Genomic DNA, 17,423 nt, shown 5'->3' with positions numbered 1-17,423 from the left:
TGGTGCTGATGGTGCAACTGGACCTGTAGGACCTCAAGGGCCTGCTGGAGCTGATGGTGCCGATGGCGCAACTGGACCTGTAGGACCTCAAGGGCCTCAAGGACCTGCTGGAGCTGATGGTGGAAATTATACAATCACTGTAGTAAACTCTAATACAACTATCACATCTGTAAGTCAAATTGTTATAAGTACTGGTACAATGACATTAACTTTACCTGCAACACCTCAAGAAGGCCAAGTTGTATATATTTATCACGAAGGAAATACATCCTTAAATGCAAATGGAAAAAACTTAAAAGCTAGCGGCTCAACAATTTCTACACCTTTAACCTTAAATGGTAGTGCTGTACAAATTGTTTACTCAGGCGGTACATGGTATGCTCTGTAAATAACTGATAAATAATCAATAAAAAAAGGGTGTATGAATTATTTATACACCCTTTTTTATTTTTAGGAAAAATATTACAAATTATTCTAAATGTTGAAGTACATTTTTTTCAATTCGGCCTAAAATATTAGAAACATCTGCCTTTACAAAAGACTCGCCTGTTATATTTTCGTATAATTCGATATAACGATCGCTTACGGTTTCAATATACTCATCGCTCATATGTGGTACCTCCTGCCCTTCTTTTCCTTGAAAACCATTAGATATTAACCATTGGCGAACAAATTCCTTAGACAATTGCTTTTGAGCTTCTCCTCTATCTTGACGTTCTTGGTAACCATCTGCATAAAAATAACGTGAAGAATCCGGTGTATGGATTTCATCAATCAATACTATTTTTCCGTCCTTAGTTTTACCAAACTCATATTTTGTATCAACAAGAATTAGTCCTCGCTTTTCAGCTATCTCAGTTCCTCTTTGAAACAATTTTCTTGTATAATCTTCTAAAACGATATAATCCTCTTCAGACACGATACCTCGTTTTAAAATATCTTCGCGAGAGATGTCTTCATCATGGTCTCCCATTTCGGCTTTTGTAGCTGGTGTAATTATAGGCTCAGGAAATTTATCATTCTCTTTCATACCTTCTGGCATTGGCACTCCACAAAGTAAACGTTTACCTGCTTTATATTCTCTGGCTGCATGACCAGACATATAGCCACGTATTACCATCTCTACCTTAAACGGTTCACACAAATGACCAACTGCAACATTTGGATCTGGTGTAGACACTAACCAATTTGGTACTAAATCTTCAGTGTCTTTCATCATTTTTGTAGCTATCTGATTTAAGATTTGTCCTTTGTAAGGGATACCCTTTGGCATTACTACATCAAACGCGCTTAATCTATCTGTAGCAATCATAACTAATTGCTCGTCGTTTATATTATATACTTCTCTTACCTTTCCTTTGTAGACACTTTTTTGATTCGGAAAGTTAAAATTTGTGTCTGTTATTGTGTTGCTCATTTTTGTTTTAAACGTTTTTGCGTTTAATTATTTTATCTATTTAAGTACTTGAATCCTAATGTTAGTAAAAAGAGAACTAATCTCTATTTTCTATGCTTTTATAGGCTGCGATAACCTTCTTAACTAATTTATGACGTATTACATCTTTATCATCCAAATAAACCATACCTATGCCTTCTATATTTTTTAGAACCAGCAAGGCTTCTTTTAATCCAGAAATGGTACGACGTGGTAAATCTACCTGACCAGGATCACCTGTTAAAAGAAACTTGGCATTTTTACCCATACGTGTTAAGAACATTTTCATTTGGGCATGCGTCGTATTTTGTCCTTCGTCTAAAATTACAAATGCATTATCTAAGGTACGACCACGCATAAAAGCTAATGGTGCAATTTGTATAACACCTTTTTCTATGTAGCTCTCTAATTTTTCGTGTGGAATCATATCGCGCAATGCATCATACAATGGCTGCATGTAAGGATCTAATTTTTCTTTTAGATCACCTGGTAAAAATCCTAAGTTTTCACCAGCTTCTACAGCTGGTCTGGTGAGTATAATGCGTTTTACTTCTTTATTTTTTAGGGCCTGTACTGCCAATGCTACACCTGTGTATGTCTTACCTGTACCAGCAGGACCTATAGCAAAAACCATATCATTTTTACGAATGCTCTCTACCAGTTTTCTTTGATTAACGGTTTGCGCCTTTATAAGTTTTCCTCCTACACCATGCACAATAACTTCTCCGCTTGTTGCAGAAGTTGAATAATCTTCGCTACTGTTACTGGTTAAAATTCGTTCAATCACATTTTCATCTAGCTTATTGTACTTTCCAAAATGTTTCATGAGCATCATCATTCGTGTATCAAACTCTTCTAATAAATCCTCATCTCCATAGGCTTTAATTTTGTTACCTCGCGCAACAATTTTAAGTTTTGGAAAGTATTTTTTTAGCAGCTCAATATTGGCATTTTGTGCACCGAAGAATTCCTTTGGAGTAATTTCTTCTAATTCTAGAATAAGTTCGTTCAAAAGGCTAATTAATTTAGTGTGTTAATCTGTTTTCTTTTCTTAGTTTTGTGTAACATTTGTGTACAAACAAATCTAACAATTTTACAACCTCAATTCTAAAAAAAATATCAACAATTAATCCATGGCAATTATTACTTTAACCACTGATTTTGGAGAAAAAGATCACTTTGCTGGTGCGATTAAAGGAGCTATTTACAGTGAGTTGCCAGAAGTAAGAATTGTAGATGTATCTCATTCTGTCTCTCCTTTTAATATTTCTGAAGCGGCTTATATTATCTTAAATGCCTACAGTAGTTTTCCAAAAGGTACAATTCATATCATAGGAATAGACTCTGAGTTAAACCCTGAAAATAAGCACATTGCAGTCTGTTTAGACGACCATTACTTTATATGCGCTAACAATGGCATAATGAGCATGATTTGTGCAGAAATTGCACCAGAGAAAATAGTTGAAATTAATATTCATGACAAAATTGAAACTAATTTCCCTGTACTAGATGTCTTTGTTAAAGTTGCTTGCCACATTGCAAGAGGAGGCACTCTAGAAATTATAGGAAAAGTTATTAACACTATTAAGCCTATAAAAAATTTAAATCCTTTTGTTAACGACGATAAAAATCAAATTATAGGAAGTGTTATTTACATCGATAATTATGGTAACGTTGTAACCAACATAAAAAAGAAATTTTTTGAAGATATTCAAAAAACACGCGAATATGAGATTTCTGCAAGAAATCATAAGTTTAGAAAAATTTATAATAGATATAGTGATGTCGTAAATTTTGATATTGAAGAATCTAAACGAAACGATGAAGGCAAAGGTCTTGTTGTTTTTAATTCTGCTGGCTATCTAGAAATTGCAGTTTACAAAAGCAATTGCAGTACTGTTGGTAGTGCCTCAACACTTATGGGATTAAAAACAATGGATACAGTAACGGTAAACTTCCTGCCCATCCTCAGTCCTTCCCAAAGGGAAGGAAGCCCAAGATGACGCAAAAACAAAAAAATATTTTCACAACAGTAAGAAAGTCCTTTCCTTTGGAAAGGATTTAGGAAAGGATTTTAAAATTATGTTAGTAAGAATTGTAAAAATGAGTTTTGAACCGTCAAAGATTGAAGAATTCTTGGCTAATTTTGAAGCTAATAAAGATAAAATAAGAGCGTTTAAAGGTTGTAATTTTTTAGAATTATATCGCGATCAGAACAATACCAATATCTTTTTTACGTATAGTTATTGGAACTCTGAAGACGATTTAAATAATTACAGACATTCTGATTTATTTAATGGTGTTTGGGCCAAAACCAAACCTTTGTTTAATGCTAAACCTGAAGCTTGGAGCGTGGATAAAATCGCTTCGCTCAAGTAAACGGTTGAGAGTAACAGTAAACAGATTTACTGAGACTGAAAATTGAGACTGAAAACTAGATAATATGCTAGCAATCTTAAAAAAAGAAATAAACACCTTCTTTGCCTCACCAATTGGGTATTTGGTTATTGGTGTGTTTTTATTATTAAACGGTTTGTTTTTATGGGTGTTTAAAGGCGATTTCAATATTTTTAATAATGGTATCGCAAGCTTATCGTCATTCTTTTTATTAGCACCATGGATTCTTATCTTTTTAGTTCCTGCTGTAACGATGCGTAGTTTTAGTGATGAAAAAAAGCAAGGTACTTTAGAGCTATTAGTTACCAAACCTATTTCACATTTTCAGATTGTATTGGGCAAATATTTTGGTGCTTTTGCCCTTATTATCTTAGCTTTAATACCAACTCTACTCTATGTGTATTCAGTTTACCAATTAGGCAGTCCAGAAGGTAATTTAGATATGGGAAGCACTATTGGATCTTACTTTGGTCTACTGTTCCTTGTAGCTGCTTATACTGCAATTGGAGTGTTTGCTTCTACCCTTTCGGATAACCAGATTGTTGCATTTATTATTGCAGTATTTATCTGTTTCTTCATGTATTTTGGTTTCGAAGGGCTATCAAACTATAATATATTTGGTGATTTGGTGTATATGGAAAACCTTGGAATGTCTGCGCATTACAACAGTATGAGTCGTGGTGTTATTGACACAAGAGATTTGATCTATTTTACAAGCATAGCTTTAGCCTTTTTATTATTCACAAAACTTAGAATTCAAAAGCAATGATTATAACACCTTATTTAGTTATCTCAATGATTGTAGTCTTTGTACTACTCTTTCTGTTTTTGAATACTGTAGACAAGCGCAAATGGTTAACCATATTAATAAGTTTGGTTTTAACACCATTTGCTTATTTCTATATGTTTTATCCGTTTGTAAATATTATTAGCAGTTACCATCATCAAAAATATTTTGATAGTGAAGCCTGGACCGAAAAACCAGCTTTACGCTACGAAATGATTGATAATACAATTGAATCTGACACACTTATAGGTGTTTCTAAAACTAAAGTAGATTCTCTTTTAGGCAAATACGAATGGTTAACTTGGGATGATGGCTTAAAAGATCATGACAACAACAAATGGAATTACGCCTTAGGTATAGAACCAGGCGCTTTTAATAAAGAAAAAGAATGTGTAGAAATTATTTTTAAAGACGATAAGGTTTCTGCACTAAGACATTACCAAGAAGAAATTACATACAAGTCCAATGAAACAGAATAAAAACATAATCTACATACTTGTTGTGTTGGTCGGGCTTATTGTTGTAAATGCCATATCCAATACAATATATGGACGTTTTGACTTAACAAAAGACAAGCGTTATACGCTATCTGATGCAACTAACAGTATCATAGACAATATAGATTCTCCATTAATAATTGATGTGTTTTTAGAAGGAGATTTCAATTCAGAATTTAGACTGCTTCAAACCGAAACAAGACAACTTATTGAAGAATTTCAACTTAAAACCAATAATATTAGGGTTAACTACATCGATCCTATTGAAGATGAATCTACCAGAGAACAAATTATTGATGAACTTACACATACTGGATTAGAGCCTTATATCAACACTGATAATAGCACAGGTAAAGTAACACAAGAAATAATTTTTCCGTGGGCATTTGCTAGCTATAAAGATCAAACTGTAAAAATTCCGCTTTTAAAAAAGAGTATTACACAAGAACTTTCTGAGCAAGTTAATAATTCTGTACAAGGACTTGAGTATGTGTTTGCTGACGCTTTTAACAAGCTGGTAAATTCAAAATCTAAGACTATAGCGGTTTTAAAAGGTAATGGAGAACTCGCTGATTTAAATCTTGCGGATTTTCTTCAAACAACGCAATCTTATTATAAAATTGCACCTTTTACTTTAGATAGTGTTGCTACTAACCCACAAGGCACTTTAGATAAGCTGAAACAATATGATTTAATAGTTGTTGCTAAACCAACCCAAGCTTTTTCTGAAGAAGAAAAACTGGTGCTCGATCAGTATACCATGAGAGGTGGAAAAAGTTTATGGCTTACTGAGTCTGTAGTAATGGATGAGGATAGCTTACGAAATGCCACAAACTCTAGTGTCTCAATTATGAGAGACCTTAATCTTAATGATTTCTTTTTTAAATATGGTGTAAGGGTAAATCCTAGTTTGGTAAAAGACCTCTACTCTGCTCCAATTATGTTGGCCATAGGTGAAGGAAGCCAAGCGCAATTACAACCTATTCAATGGCAATATGCACCTTTAGCCTCGTCTAATCAAAAGCATCCTATTACCAAAAATTTAGAATTAGTACGTTACGATTTTGCAAGTCCTATGGACACGCTTAAGAATAATGTGGACAAAACAATATTACTTCAAAGTTCACCTAAATCTAGATTAGAAGGCGTACCAACTGGTATATCTCTAAATGATGTTACCAAATCTCCTGATGAGAGTTTATATAATTCTGGTCCGCAAAACTTGGCTGTTTTATTAGAGGGTGAATTTACTTCTGTTTATGATCAACGTGTTTTGCCTTTTAAAGTCAAGAATTTTAAGTCTAAAAGCTCGCCTACAAAAATGGTAGTTATTTCTGATGGTGATGTTATAAAAAATGACGTTAGACAAAGAAGACCTTTAGAACTCGGTGTAGATTACCGAGGTTTTCTTTACGGTAATAAAGAATTCTTACTAAATACGGTGAATTACTTACTAGACGACACTGGACTTATAAACATTAGAGCCAAAGAAATAAGCGTTGCTTACCTTGACCAAGACAAAATAAAGGAAGATAGTAGCTCTTGGCAACTCTTAAACATTGCACTACCATTGGTTCTTTTAGGTCTTTTTGGTTTTGCTTTTAACTTCTTTAGAAAGAAGAAATACACCTAGAATTTGTTAATAAGTTTGTTTTACAAAACCCATCTATTGGGATATATTTGTAGGATAGGTTACAAATTATAAAAACTTTACATATTTTAAGATGAAATTTATAGTTTCAAGTACATATTTACTCAAACAACTTCAGGTTTTGGGTGGTGTTATTAATAACAGCAATACCTTACCTATTTTAGATAATTTCTTATTTGAATTAAGCCAATCTAAATTAACCATTTCGGCTAGTGATTTAGAAACCACAATGTCTTCAACAATAGATGTAGAAAGTGATTCTGAAGGCAGCATTGCTTTACCAGCTCGATTATTATTAGATACTCTAAAAACATTTCCTGAGCAACCATTAACATTTGTTGTAGAAGACAATAATACTGTTGAGATTAGCTCTAATCATGGTAAATATGCGCTGGCATACGCTGATGGTGCTGAATTCCCAAATGCTGTATCTGTAGAAGATGCTAGCAAAACAACCATTATGGGAGACATATTAGCTACTGCAATTAGCAAAACTATATTTGCCGCAGGTAATGATGATTTAAGACCTGTAATGAGTGGTGTGTTTTTTCAATTCTCTCAAGACAACTTAACTTTTGTAGCTACAGATGCTCACAAATTAGTTAAATACACCAGAAATGATGTAAGTGCTTCAGAATCTGCAGAATTTATTATGCCTAAAAAACCTTTAAATCTATTAAAAGGAATTTTAGCTGGTAATGATGATGAAGTTTCTGTTGAATATAATGAAGCTAACGCAAAATTCACCTTCGATAATTCTGTTTTAATCTGTCGTTTAATTGATGGAAAGTATCCAAATTACGAAGCTGTTATACCTAAAGAAAACCCTAATAAGCTGACAATTGCCAGAACACAATTTTTAAACTCTGTAAAGCGTGTGTCTATTTTTTCTAATAAAACAACACACCAAATACGTTTAAAGATTGCTGGTGCAGAACTTAACATCTCTGCAGAAGATATAGATTACAGCAACAAAGCAGAAGAACGCCTTACTTGTGATTACCAAGGAGACGACATGCAAATTGGGTTTAACTCGCGTTTCTTAACAGAAATGATAAACAACTTAAACTCTGATGACGTTCAGTTAGAAATGAGCTTACCTAACAGAGCAGGTATACTTACACCTGTTGATGGTTTAGATGAAGGCGAGCATGTAACTATGCTAGTAATGCCTGTAATGCTCAACAGCTAAACTTATAATGATATTGCTATTTCTCAAATAATTACTTATTTGAAAAGCTCACTTTAATAGTGAGCTTTTTTTTTTAAAATAAAAAAAGGCTCACTACAGACATAGATGAACCTTAAGTACTCTTAATTGCAATAAAAATTATTCATCATCAGAAGCTAGATATAAAAAAGAGCCTTCATATACACCAGAGATTTCTACACCATCTTGTCTTGTAAAAGAAAATGAAAAACGGATAGATTCTACAGAATAGTCAATTACAGTGATACTTCCTGATATAACTTCTAAATTAGAATTACTTCCACTTTTGTAAAATTGACTAAAACCATTTTCAAATTCAGAATTAACAACATCACCACCTACAATAAATTCCATACTAGAAATAGCATCTAAGTCATAAGTTTCACCAGATAAAAGATCAAACTCATTAATTCTTGCTGAAAAATAATCGACATTATTAAGTGTTGTTCCAGAAAAAGAAGCATTAATCTCAGCTTCTGTACTATTGGTTAAGCCTAAATATACCGAGTTTAATGAAGGTTCTACTACAGCTGTTTTCATTTCAAAAGAAGCGTCACCAACGTGTATAAAATTTGTTTCTGAAGAATTAGAATCATCATCAGATGAACAAGAGGTTAATAAAATTGTTAAGAATACGAATGTGACTGTTTTTAAATGTTTCATGTGATTGTTTTTAATTACTTAGTTAAAAAAAGCGCCCACATAAGTGAGCGCTCAATCAAGTTGATGTTACATCAACTTAGCCCTTAAGGAACTTCTGATTAATAGTATTGTTATTGGTTTTGATTTCAATCATGTATAATCCAGAAGACAATACAGACACATCAACACCATTTATAGTTTCGTTAGTGCGCTTTATTAATTGACCATTTATGTTATAAATAGTTACGCTTTCAATTTGTTCTGTAGATTTAATAAATAATTTATCACTTACAGGATTTGGGTATAGTTTTACTGAATTTGTATTTAAAGAAATAGCATCTATGCCTAATGTAGAATTGTATTCATAAGCTCCTAAATCTATCGTAGTGTTAAATATTCTATCATTACCTGATAAATCTAAATCACCAAATAAAGCAGTATCGTATAATGTATTGTCTCCTTGATCTATTATGTAAGATGAACTTGCTGTTGGTTTATAATCTCCACTTAAATTAAGTGACACAGCATTTGGATCTAAATCTTGAACGTTATTAAATGATGGTGCTGCAAATGCTCCAGATGCGCCTCCATTGTTTGTAATTTGAGTTATCGAATTATTAATTACTAATTCATAATGATTTCCCTGAGTACCAAAAGAAATATCTCTATCTGCGTAAGTTCCATTTAACGTATTACCAAAGAAGATAGAGTTGTTTATCTCTAAATGTCCTAAAGTATTATCAGAACCCATGATAATAGACTGACCATAAGAGGTATTATTAGTATTTACTACATCATTATTAATAAAAGATGTGTTCGTTATTATTAAATCTAAGTCTCTATAGTTTGTAAATGACCCATCAGGAATTCTATAGGCATTGATTACAGAAAACTTGGTTTCGTTGTCTGCAAACAACACATTAGAAAAATCTGCATAAATATCATTAAAACGACCTTGATGTAATAGAATAATACTTTGTCCTACACTTACATTATTGGTAAAACTAACGTTGTATAGTTTGAAGTTATCTTTTAAACCAATGCCTTTAATTAAAAAATCGTTACTATAGTTATTTTTAAAACTACAGTTTTTTATGCTCAGGTTTTCAATCCAAGTAGAAGCACCATAATATTTTGAATAAATAACACCATTATCTTCAGTAAGCGCGTTACTTGATGTATCGTAAATATTTTCTAAAACAAAACCATCTATAGTAATATTTGTAGCATCAACTACAATTAATCTATCTGCATTATCAGATTTATTAGAAGTAAAATCACCATCAGCATCATCTCCATTCATATCACCTGTAATAACAGTTGCATTAGTTGTATTTATTAGTGTTAAATCTCTATCTGATAATTGAATTTCAGAACCATCAAATCCACCGAAAATAGAAATACTAGTATCATTTATTTCTAAAGGCGTGTTTTGAGCTGTAGGCTTATAAACACCTTTAGCAACCCAAATATTTCTATTAGGACCAGCTACAGCCAATGCTGCATCAATTGTTGTGTAAGCATCAATCCACGAACTTCCGTCATTTGCTCCAATTGCATTAGCATCTACATAAACAGGTCCATAATTACAGTTAGAAGAATAGCTAGAATTTGTATCTCTAGTCCATCCTTGTGCGTACTGACCAGCATTAGTATACGAAGGTGTGTAATTAGGATCATGTTGAATACACGTTAAATCTGGGTTGCCGTAAGATTTCATGTATATGAAATTAGGATTGTTACCATTAGCTAAATTTAACTCTACCAACTGATTATTTTGACAATGAATTTGATTTAATGTCGGAATACCACTAACATCTAATGTAGTAATTTGATTGTTCGCACAATGTAAACGTGTTAAACTAGTATTATTACTAACATCTAATGATGATAGGATATTTGAATGTACTTCTAATATAGTTAGATTTACAAAAGCTTCAATTCCTGTTAAATCTGTAATACCTAAAGATGTTGCCGATATTGTTCCTGTAAAAGCTTGCGCTTCTGCTACAGAAATTTCCGTATCAGAATTTGTATTAATAGCAGTATTGTTTAACAAATAATTTTTAAAGTTGAAATCTGGAATGTTTACGTTTTGAGCGAAAATTGCAGAAACACCCAAACATAAATAGGTTGTAAATAAGAGTAATGTTTTTTTCATTGTAGTTGAGATTTGTTTTTATTTTCAACCACAAAACAACTACTACATATAAGGTTTTCAATGTGCTTTTTTCTGAATAGCTCTAATTTCTTTCTGAATAAATAATAAAGATTATTCTTACATTTTAAATCAAATAAAAAAAGCCTGCTTAAATAAGCAGACTTTAAAAACTATGGGTTATTAGCGTATATTAATTATTCGCAATTCATTTTTTGTCCGTAAGGCATTTGACCGTGAATAACACCACCAAATTGTGAGCTACCATAGCCGCTACCATTGTACTGTTGCTTGATTAAAAATCCTTGTAAATAGCAGTCGTTATTTTTATTTTTTTCTGTGAATGCGCCTTTAATCCAACGGTATAAAATACGACCTGTGTATTTATTTGTTACAATATTCCAGTCGTTAGATTCTATGTTTAATTTTAGAAGTTTTGCACCATCTTTTGCAATGGTTTTAGAAACGTTTTCTTTAGCAAAACTTACTAATGACGCATTACTATTCATACTACCAGCTTTTGGCATTTTAATAGCATCCATGGTAGATTTGGCAGCAGCATCGTAATTCGCTTTTAACGTCGCTTCAAATTCTTTTACAATTGGTTTCGCTTTTTCTAACCAATCTAAATGAAATTGTTGCTCGCCTTTACCTATCACGTTTAAAATCGTAATATCTTCTTGAATCATGTATGATGGCACATTAAATGCGTGTCCGCCTTGATGAGATGCAGCGTAAATTACAAACACATCGTCTGCTATTAACATGCCTCTTACTAAAATAGGCATGCCTGTACCAAGCTCTAAAGTTTGCGATCGGTCTGCGCCTACTTTGGTAGTAAACATTCCTGAAACCAACTCGTAACCTATGTAACCCTCTGGTGACATTGCTACTAGTTCTGGTGTTGTTAAAAAGCGTAACCACGCATATTCTGGATCTTGCGCAGGCAACAAGTCTACATTATCGCCCATGTCTGTCATTTGACGTCTAATTTTTACGCGATCAACACCAACTGCGCTCATGCCTTTGGTCATCGCAAAAGGATACGACATATATAAAAAATCGTCACTTACTGTATTAGCTGATTTAGGCTTGTTAGCTTCGGCTTCTTGTTGTTTTTTCTCAAGATACTTTTGATAGTATAAATCTTGTTTCGCCTGGTCGTTTGGATACTTTTTAGCTATTTCTGCTTTAAATTCTTCATCGGTGTATTCTGTTTTTGATGAAGTTTCAGTTGAAGAATCTCCAACCATTCCAGAAGAATTTTCAGATTTTGAAGATGAATTGCTTGTTTCTTTTTTATCTAACTTCTTCTCTACTGCTGCTTTGGCTTTGTTTTTAAGCATTTTACCAAATTGCGCATGCGATGTTGTATAACATAAAGCTATAGCTAATAATAGAATTATTTTTTTCATAAGAATCGTGTTTAGTGGACTTCAAAATAAAGCACTCAACAACCATTCTTAATTTGGATTTTTCTAAAAACGAGGATTTTTTTTCTGAAGGAATTTCAGAAATTTCAAATAAATCACATAAACGTTTCCTTGATTACTTCAAGAAATTGATCGCGTTTAGATTTTGAAATTGGGATGCGTTTTTGATTGTTCATTAGCAAATAATCGCCATCATCTTTAACCAATTCATCTACGTATTTTAAGTTGATTAAATACGACCGATGACATTTAAAAAACATCGCATTGCGTTCTAATTGCTCAACAAAATGCTTTAACGGTTTGCAAATGGTCTTTTGTTTGCCATCAATAAGTTGCACGTTAGTGTACATACCATCGGCTTCAAAATACACAATATCATTATGTGAGGCGAACATGATTCCTTTTGGGATTTCTAAAGCAATTTTGTCTATAGATAGCTGCTTTAACGAGTCGCGTAACTTATTTAATTGGTCGTTTAAATTGTTCGCTTTTATCGCTTCTTCGGCTTTTGCAACCGCTTCTTTTAACTCGGTTGTATCAACTGGTTTTAACAGATAATCTACTGCTGATAATTTGAAAGCTTCAATCGCGTATTGATTGTACGCCGTCACGAAAATGATTTTAAAATCGATCTGGTTTGGGAAGTATTCTAAAATATCTAATCCAGACTGATTAGGCATTTCAATATCTAAAAAAACAACATCTGGTTTGGTTGTTTTAATCAAATCTACACCAGATGCTAGATCTTGCGCTTCTTCAATGCTAGTAATACTTGCGCAATGTTCTGTTAGCAAGTTGGATAGTAAATGTCTGGCGCGTTTTTCGTCGTCTATAATTATCGCTTTCATATCTTAATGTATTGGCATCGTGATAACCACTTTTGTACCTGCAGCAACGTCGTTCTCGTCATACAAATCGTTGGTAGTTATGGTTATATCACGTTTTAATTTGTTTTTATAAAGATGCACACGTTCTTCATTAGCTTTAGTTGCAAAAGGTTTGTGCTGTTGGTTTGGTCGTTTTAATTTTTCCGATTGAACGCGACCAATTCCGTTATCTTCAACCGCAATTTCTAATTTATTTTGCTGAATAATTTTAGCTTCAATATGTAGTTTTCGGTCGTTTAATTTGTGTAACAATCCGTGTTTTAGAGCATTTTCAACGTACGGTTGAATGAATAATGACGGTACTTTTATCTGTTTTGTCTTTAATTGATTATCGACAGAAATCGCATATTCCAATTCATCTTCAAAACGCACTTTTTCTAATTCTAAATACAGTTTTAACGCGTTTAATTCTTCCTCTAAAGTAATTTCGTTTTGCTGACTATAATCTAAATACATGCGGATTAATCGGCTAAACTTCACTAAATACGAGCTTGCCAATTCCTTTTCATTTGAAATTATATAATCTTGAATAGAGTTTAAAGCATTGAAAATGAAATGCGGATTCATTTGCGAACGCAGATTTTCTAACCTTAAATTAGTGATTTTTTTATCGATTAAAATTTTGTCAACTTCAGCAATACGTTGTGCTTCTTTTTGTTGCAATCGCCATCTAAAATACAGCCAAATTAATCCGAAAACGGATGCCAAAATCAAACCATAAAACCAATAGGTTTCCCAAAATGGTTTTGCTATAGTAAAGGTAATAGGACTTGCAAATTGCACGTCTTTACTGCTAATGTTTTGACCCTGTAATTCAAACGTATAATCGCCACTAGACAAGCTGTTAAACACCACAAAATGTGTGTTTAAAGGCACGTTTCGCCACGTGGTATCCATTGGTTTTATGCGATATTTGTAGCTAACATGTTTATTAGATTGAAATCCGTTTGAGTTAAAATCGAATCGTAATTTATTATAATCATAAGGTAAATTGTAATTGGTATTTACAACCGTATCGTTATCATTTATTTGAACGGATGTTATCCAAACTTTAGAGGTTTTAAAAGCCTTAAAAAGCGTATTGTTTTTGGGCATTACGTACAATGAATTTGGAAAAACAGACACCAAATAATCTTCAAGAATAATAAACTTATCTACTGATAATGTTAATCCATCTTGAGTGTTTAAACGCCTTACTTGATTGGTTTTGGGATGAAACTTATAAAAGCCTTCTTCGGTAGAAATCCATAAAAATTCACCATCAGATTTTAATGTATTTATTTGCACTTGCTTTGGCAACGCATCATGTCTAGAAATTAATTGACCATCCTTAAAACACAACAAGCCATTATGCTGTGTTGCCAACCAAATAGCATCGTTTATTTTAGCTATTGAGTTTACTAAAATACTTTCGTTATCTAGCTTAATTTCTTTTGACTGAAAACTATTAACATCAAATTGATATAAGCCATCTATAAAAGAAACAAATAGCTGATTGTTTAATATTTCAGATGCTTTTACTCTGCTTTTTCTAATAACTCTTGTAGAATCTGAAATATACGGTTTGTTATATATTATGGCTTCTTTGTAGCTTCCGTAGAAGAGATTTTCATCATTAATTTTTGTAAATGTTTTTGCAACAGAGTATTTATTTTTTTGGTCTTTAATAGTGAACAGATTTAAATCTACACTATAAGATTCTGATGCATTAATACTAACAATCACATGGTTTTGTGATGCATCAAAAAATAAATTACCTATGATTTTTGATCCAGGTAATTTAAGCGTCTTAAAAATACCGTTTGTATTATAAAACAACAACTTACCATTATTTGTACCTAATAAAAATTGATTGTTATTTAGTGCACAAGCTGCGGTAATTTTATCTTTTGCTTGTTCTAAATTAAGCTGTCTAATATTAAGATTAGAAGACACAAAAACACCGTTATCTAATGTTGTAAACCAATAATTTTTATTAAAATCCACCAATACATCGGTTACAGACTCGTTACTAAACAATTGTTCTTTTAAAACTAATTGCTGCTCTTTTAGTTGAAAAATGAACACACCAGATGTTGTTAAAAACCAATAGTCATTATTTAAAGAAGTGATGTTGTAAATGGTTAAATCTTCTAATGATATGGGTGTCTTCAGCTTTAAAACATCGTCTATTTCAGTCTTATAAATATAAAGTTGATTTTTGCCTTGTTCTTTAAAATTTAACAGCGCACTATTTTCATAAGCATATACCTTTGGTGACTGCATCCTGTATTTGGACGTGAGCGTTTTAAGCAGTTTTATCTGGTCATCTTTGATTTGATACCAGTTCTGTTTTTCTTTTGAAGGTCTGTTACTTGCATTCATTTTAATGACATAGGACAAATCATTGTGAGTACTCTCACTAACAGACATACCTTCAAAAAGTTTGATGGTGCTTTTGTCTTTTAAATTAATATCATAAATACCATCTACAGTAAATAAGCGTATGGATGTATTGGTAATTTCAAAAGGTGACAACTGCCCTTTTACAAGCTTACTAGCGTCATAAAAAAGGTATAATGTATCGTTTTCAACATAGAAAATTTGCCCGTGAATATTAATACACCAAAGTTTTCCTTTTTCATCTAATTTTAATTGAAATAAAGAATTCGCTTTTTGGTTAGGGTTTGTAAACTTTTGGTAATTATTTCCGTTGTAACGGTATAAACCTTTATCAGCAGCAAGCCAGATATAGTGGTTATGATCTTCTTGAATGTCATAAAACTCTACATCTGGAAGATTAGAAATTTTAGACATATGTTGCGTTACCGGATTTTGAGCAACTACAAAAACTGGTAACAGCAAAAATAATATGATTTTAAAATAACGCCACATAAATATCAATTAACAAACTTAAGATTTATGTGTGTAATCTGTATTCTATTTTTCTGTAAGTGGTATTTTTTTTTCTGAGCAAATAAAAACGCCCACATTTCTGTGAGCGTTTTTTAACTATCTCTTTGACTCTGAATTATTTCAGAAATGCTAACTAACTAATAAAACTAAGAGATAATGGATAGCTAGGTAATTCACCATTACTAGCTTTAATTGCGTTTATGATAGGCATTATAAATGCTAAAATTCCGATTAAACCGAAAATAAATAATCCTAATCCAAACAGAAAAATTAATGGTATACTTAGTATACTATAATACTTAATTGAAAGTTTATAATAGACTTACCATGTTCGTCCATACCATCCACACTTTCTTTTTGAGTTGCCCAAATAATTAATGGTGCTATTAATCCACCAAAACCTGTTATAAAAGTTAACAATTGTGAAAGGTGCGTAATGAACAATAATTGATTGTCTGTACGTTTGTATGTATTGTAATTGGACTGCATAATATATTTATTTACACTTATTTGACGCAAACAATCTTATTATGTTACAGTTTAGAATTCGTTTTTTTAGAATTTATAACTTCACTAAAGTGTCAATTCTTTATAAATAATGTAAATACCCATTATTAGTACAAACCAACCAAAGCCTTTTTTTAGTTTTTTTCCTTCAATAAAATTTGAAAGATAAATTCCTAAAAAAATACCTAGCACAGATATAAATGTAAATATTAAGAGGAAAGTCCAGTCTATATCTAAATTTTCAACATCACCTATAAAACCAATTAAAGACTTTATGGCTATAATTAGTAACGATGTTGCTACAGCCTTTTTCATTGGTAGCTTGGCCAATAACACTAATGCTGGAATGATTAAAAATCCGCCTCCTGCTCCTACTATACCTGTAATAACACCAACTATAATACCTTCAATAATTATTAAAGGATAATTATAAGAAACTTCAGAAATTTCCCTCTCAGCTTCTCGCTTATTTCTAATCATTGATATAGATGCTATCAACATAATAACAGCAAAGAATAGCATAATGCCAATATTCTTTGTTATCGTGAGGTTGCCAATAGAAAACAAACTTTCTGGTATTGCTGACACTACATACTTTCTGGTAATATATACTGCTATAAATGCAGGAATAGCAAATACAATTGCTGTTTTAAAATCTACTAACCCTTTTTGAATATTTCTTATTGCACCTACTAAGGACGATACTCCTACTACAAATAAAGAATATGCAGTGGCAGTAACAGGATTTACAAATAGCAAGTACACTAAAATAGGAACTGTTAATATAGAGCCTCCACCACCTATGAGCCCTAAAACAACTCCAATAAACATGGCACCTATATAGCCAAAAACTTGATTTAAATCCATACCTGCTAGTTAGTGAATTCTCAAAAATAGCAGACTTAAATTATATAATTGGTAACT

At 32.2% G+C, this 17,423-nt stretch carries 14 protein-coding genes and 2 pseudogenes; 7 read left to right on the top strand and 9 right to left on the bottom strand.

Features of this window, described 5'->3' with window-relative positions:
- Nucleotides 1-388 (top strand): annotated as a pseudogene (locus P7122_RS14305) (hypothetical protein); the annotation flags it as partial.
- 81 nt (nucleotides 389-469) lie between these two features.
- Here P7122_RS14305 and P7122_RS14300 read toward each other — a convergent pair.
- Nucleotides 470-1,417 (bottom strand): phosphoribosylaminoimidazolesuccinocarboxamide synthase, encoded by a 948-nt coding sequence (locus P7122_RS14300; protein WP_278006480.1) that lies wholly within the window; start codon nucleotides 1,415-1,417, stop codon nucleotides 470-472.
- A gap of 76 nt (nucleotides 1,418-1,493) precedes the next feature.
- Nucleotides 1,494-2,447: a PhoH family protein gene (locus tag P7122_RS14295; protein WP_278006479.1), complete on the bottom strand. Its 954-nt coding sequence runs from the start codon at nucleotides 2,445-2,447 to the stop codon at nucleotides 1,494-1,496.
- 121 nt (nucleotides 2,448-2,568) lie between these two features.
- On the opposite strand from P7122_RS14295, the gene P7122_RS14290 reads away from it, so the two are divergent.
- The 6 genes from P7122_RS14290 to dnaN all read left to right on the top strand — a co-directional run bounded on the left by P7122_RS14290 (nucleotide 2,569) and on the right by dnaN (nucleotide 7,959).
- Nucleotides 2,569-3,438 (top strand): SAM hydrolase/SAM-dependent halogenase family protein, encoded by an 870-nt coding sequence (locus P7122_RS14290; RefSeq protein WP_278006478.1) that lies wholly within the window; start codon nucleotides 2,569-2,571, stop codon nucleotides 3,436-3,438.
- 79 nt (nucleotides 3,439-3,517) lie between these two features.
- Complete coding sequence (locus tag P7122_RS14285; protein WP_278006477.1) at nucleotides 3,518-3,814, top strand: putative quinol monooxygenase; 297 nt, start codon at nucleotides 3,518-3,520, stop codon at nucleotides 3,812-3,814.
- Between the two features lie 64 nt (nucleotides 3,815-3,878).
- Complete coding sequence (gldF, locus tag P7122_RS14280) at nucleotides 3,879-4,601, top strand: gliding motility-associated ABC transporter permease subunit GldF (RefSeq protein ID WP_278006476.1); 723 nt, start codon at nucleotides 3,879-3,881, stop codon at nucleotides 4,599-4,601.
- Nucleotides 4,598-5,098 (top strand): hypothetical protein, encoded by a 501-nt coding sequence (locus P7122_RS14275; RefSeq protein ID WP_278006475.1) that lies wholly within the window; start codon nucleotides 4,598-4,600, stop codon nucleotides 5,096-5,098. The genes gldF and P7122_RS14275 overlap by 4 nt, the downstream gene beginning before the upstream one ends.
- Nucleotides 5,085-6,749, top strand: coding sequence for a gliding motility-associated ABC transporter substrate-binding protein GldG (gldG, locus tag P7122_RS14270; RefSeq protein WP_278006474.1), 1,665 nt, complete (start codon nucleotides 5,085-5,087; stop codon nucleotides 6,747-6,749). Before P7122_RS14275 ends, gldG begins: the two co-directional genes overlap by 14 nt.
- A gap of 91 nt (nucleotides 6,750-6,840) precedes the next feature.
- Nucleotides 6,841-7,959, top strand: coding sequence for a DNA polymerase III subunit beta (gene dnaN / locus P7122_RS14265; protein WP_278006473.1), 1,119 nt, complete (start codon nucleotides 6,841-6,843; stop codon nucleotides 7,957-7,959).
- 138 nt (nucleotides 7,960-8,097) lie between these two features.
- Here dnaN and P7122_RS14260 read toward each other — a convergent pair whose 3' ends face one another.
- The 7 genes and pseudogenes from P7122_RS14260 to P7122_RS14230 form a co-directional block, all read right to left on the bottom strand.
- Entirely contained in the window at nucleotides 8,098-8,640 is a 543-nt protein-coding gene (locus P7122_RS14260) for a hypothetical protein (RefSeq protein WP_278006472.1), read from the bottom strand.
- A gap of 76 nt (nucleotides 8,641-8,716) precedes the next feature.
- Nucleotides 8,717-10,780, bottom strand: coding sequence for a T9SS type A sorting domain-containing protein (locus P7122_RS14255; RefSeq protein ID WP_278006471.1), 2,064 nt, complete (start codon nucleotides 10,778-10,780; stop codon nucleotides 8,717-8,719).
- 194 nt (nucleotides 10,781-10,974) lie between these two features.
- Complete coding sequence (locus P7122_RS14250) at nucleotides 10,975-12,192, bottom strand: hypothetical protein (protein ID WP_278006470.1); 1,218 nt, start codon at nucleotides 12,190-12,192, stop codon at nucleotides 10,975-10,977.
- 113 nt (nucleotides 12,193-12,305) lie between these two features.
- Nucleotides 12,306-13,058 (bottom strand): LytR/AlgR family response regulator transcription factor, encoded by a 753-nt coding sequence (locus P7122_RS14245; RefSeq protein ID WP_278006469.1) that lies wholly within the window; start codon nucleotides 13,056-13,058, stop codon nucleotides 12,306-12,308.
- Between the two features lie 3 nt (nucleotides 13,059-13,061).
- A complete protein-coding gene (locus P7122_RS14240; RefSeq protein ID WP_278006468.1) occupies nucleotides 13,062-15,893 on the bottom strand; it encodes a sensor histidine kinase in 2,832 nt (943 codons plus the stop codon).
- Nucleotides 15,894-16,125: 232 nt separating this feature from the next.
- Nucleotides 16,126-16,481 (bottom strand): annotated as a pseudogene (locus P7122_RS14235) (DUF4870 domain-containing protein).
- Nucleotides 16,482-16,565: 84 nt separating this feature from the next.
- Entirely contained in the window at nucleotides 16,566-17,366 is an 801-nt protein-coding gene (locus P7122_RS14230; RefSeq protein ID WP_278006467.1) for a sulfite exporter TauE/SafE family protein, read from the bottom strand.
- Nucleotides 17,367-17,423 lie beyond the last annotated feature (57 nt).

It is taken from the genome of Winogradskyella marincola, from assembly GCF_029624125.1.
GTDB lineage: Bacteria > Bacteroidota > Bacteroidia > Flavobacteriales > Flavobacteriaceae > Winogradskyella > Winogradskyella marincola.
The sequence above is the reverse complement of the archived record's forward strand: the minus strand, read 5'-3'. Positions and strand labels throughout refer to the sequence as shown.